General features: G+C 42.2%; 4 protein-coding genes. All 4 read left to right on the top strand.

Annotated elements, in window-relative coordinates:
• Positions 1-128: 128 nt before the first annotated feature.
• The 4 genes from DPV85_RS09845 (at position 129) to DPV85_RS09830 (ending at position 1,892) form a co-directional block, all read left to right on the top strand.
• Positions 129-566 (top strand): hypothetical protein, encoded by a 438-nt coding sequence (locus DPV85_RS09845; protein WP_111327872.1) that lies wholly within the window; start codon positions 129-131, stop codon positions 564-566.
• 79 nt (positions 567-645) lie between these two features.
• Positions 646-1,203 carry an N-acetylmuramoyl-L-alanine amidase gene (locus tag DPV85_RS09840; protein ID WP_111327871.1) on the top strand — a complete coding sequence of 186 codons (558 nt, stop codon included), beginning with the start codon at positions 646-648 and terminating at the stop codon, positions 1,201-1,203.
• Positions 1,204-1,411: 208 nt separating this feature from the next.
• Positions 1,412-1,648 carry a DUF2644 domain-containing protein gene (locus DPV85_RS09835; protein WP_111327870.1) on the top strand — a complete coding sequence of 79 codons (237 nt, stop codon included), beginning with the start codon at positions 1,412-1,414 and terminating at the stop codon, positions 1,646-1,648.
• Positions 1,641-1,892, top strand: coding sequence for a DUF2681 domain-containing protein (locus DPV85_RS09830; protein ID WP_053085468.1), 252 nt, complete (start codon positions 1,641-1,643; stop codon positions 1,890-1,892). Before DPV85_RS09835 ends, DPV85_RS09830 begins: the two co-directional genes overlap by 8 nt.
• Positions 1,893-1,929 lie beyond the last annotated feature (37 nt).

Genomic DNA, 1,929 nt, shown 5'->3' with positions numbered 1-1,929 from the left:
TTTGATATGTTCGGTAACTCATAACCGATAAAAATGACAAAAAACGTCCGAAAGGGCGTTTTTTATGAGCAAAATAAATTTTATTGGAGTATGATTTTGCCGAACCATTTATAACTTAAGGAAAAAACATGAAAAAACTACTATGTGCCTTTTTTGCTGGTGTGCTAGCTTGCTCATTGACCGCCTGTTCCGAAGATGAAGACCTAAATGCGCCAACGTACGAGGAAACTTCAGATGTGCAAGTAGCCCTTTATAAATTGCTTCCGGAAAATAGTGGTAAAGCAGCAAGTTGTCGAAGTAGAAAAGTTGGTGAACATTACTATCTCGCCTGTAACTATATCTCTGTGGGATCAGCACCATCATCGCTATATGTTTTCTATTACGACAAAGTAAAAGACCCGGTTAAACGCTTTTATGCGTTGAATGGTAAAGCCATGAGCCTATATGATGGACAGTTAAAAAATGAGCCGATTTTAGGCAACTATAAAGACAGTTTTGGTTTGCCTCTGCCGGAAAGTATTAATATGGGCGAAGTAATGAAAGAGTTTGAATTTATGCGCAAATAACGTCTTTAAATCAATTTAAAATCAATAAAACAACATCCGTTTTAAACTCCTTTTGTAGTCTTACAAAAGGAGTTTTTTTATGTCTTTATCTTTACCTATCACAAAAATTGTGATCCATTGCTCCGCTACTCGTAACGGCAAGCAACTCAGAACAGTTAATCAAACCGCCGCTCAACGTATTAATGACTGGCACTCACAACGCGGCTTTAAACGCGACCCAATTTTAGCCAAAAAATTCAATCCTCACCTGCCTAATATTGGTTATCACTTTGTAATTGACACTGACGGCACGGTTGAAACAGGCCGAATGGTTGGCGAAATTGGTGCGCACGTGAAAGGTCATAATCAACACTCGCTAGGCATTTGCCTTGTTGGCGGTATTGACGAAAGCGGTCGCAACTACGGCGAATACACTGAAAGACAATGGCTCGCGTTGCACAAATTGTTGCAAAAACTAGAGAGCGAACACCCCAGCGCACGCATTTGTGGACATCGTGATTTGAGTCCAGACGTTAATGGTGACGGCACAATCACCCCGAATGAGTGGATTAAAGACTGCCCATGTTTCGATGTGTGGACGTGGTTGGATTCGGGCGAAGTTATCAATTTTAATCATCTATATTTGGGGGGTAAATGAGCGCACCAACCTATTCAGCAAAGTTTAAAAAATCATTTTCACGCGGCTGGAAATCAAGCAATAACGCGCACCGCAACCGAGTTGTAAATAAAGGCATGACCGCCGCCACCGTTTTTTATGCTCGTTGGAGACCATGAAGTATTGTGCGTGCTGACATTATGGGATTATGCCCAAGCGCAACAAGATTATTTTAAAAAGGAAAAAGAAAATGGGAATGAAAGAACTGATCACCAACAATGATGGACGATTATCAACGACAGCGTTCATCCAGTTTTTTGGTGCGCTATTAATGGCCGGCGTGCTGGTCTATACCGTATGGTTGGATCGTAGTTATGTGGGCGAATTGTTTACGACATTTGCTATTTTTTGCGGCGGTGGCGCAGCAACGAAAGGTTTCGCCAATGCAATGCAAAGCAGAAATAGCCAAGGGGGCGGGAATGATTAATCTTTATATTGTTGGGGCGGCTTTCGCCGTTTTGGCTGGTGTGTTTATCCATGGTCGCGTGCAAGCGGCCAAAATTCGCAAGCAACAAGAAGAGATCGAATTCGTAAAACGTGAAGCGGCCGCAGTCGCACAGGAGTTAGAAAATGCAAACACTGCAAAAAACATTACTGAAACTAACCGCACTTTGTCTAGCAAGTCTGTTGATGAGCAGCTGCAGTCAAAAGGTTATTTCCGTGAAGACTAGCGGATGTTCAGCATTCGGTCTTATTTATCCAAGCCGT

The organism is Haemophilus parainfluenzae (genome assembly GCF_003252725.1).
Classification (GTDB): domain Bacteria; phylum Pseudomonadota; class Gammaproteobacteria; order Enterobacterales; family Pasteurellaceae; genus Haemophilus_D; species Haemophilus_D parainfluenzae_L.
The sequence above is the reverse complement of the archived record's forward strand: the minus strand, read 5'-3'. Positions and strand labels throughout refer to the sequence as shown.

Excerpts from the sequence above, each read along its gene's own strand:
- DPV85_RS09835 (WP_111327870.1), top strand. The coding sequence starts at position 1,412 with ATGGGAATGAAAGAACTGATCACCAACAATGATGGACGATTATCAACG.
- DPV85_RS09840 (WP_111327871.1), top strand. The coding sequence starts at position 646 with ATGTCTTTATCTTTACCTATCACAAAAATTGTGATCCATTGCTCCGCT.
- DPV85_RS09845 (WP_111327872.1), top strand. The coding sequence starts at position 129 with ATGAAAAAACTACTATGTGCCTTTTTTGCTGGTGTGCTAGCTTGCTCA.
- DPV85_RS09830 (WP_053085468.1), top strand. The coding sequence starts at position 1,641 with ATGATTAATCTTTATATTGTTGGGGCGGCTTTCGCCGTTTTGGCTGGT.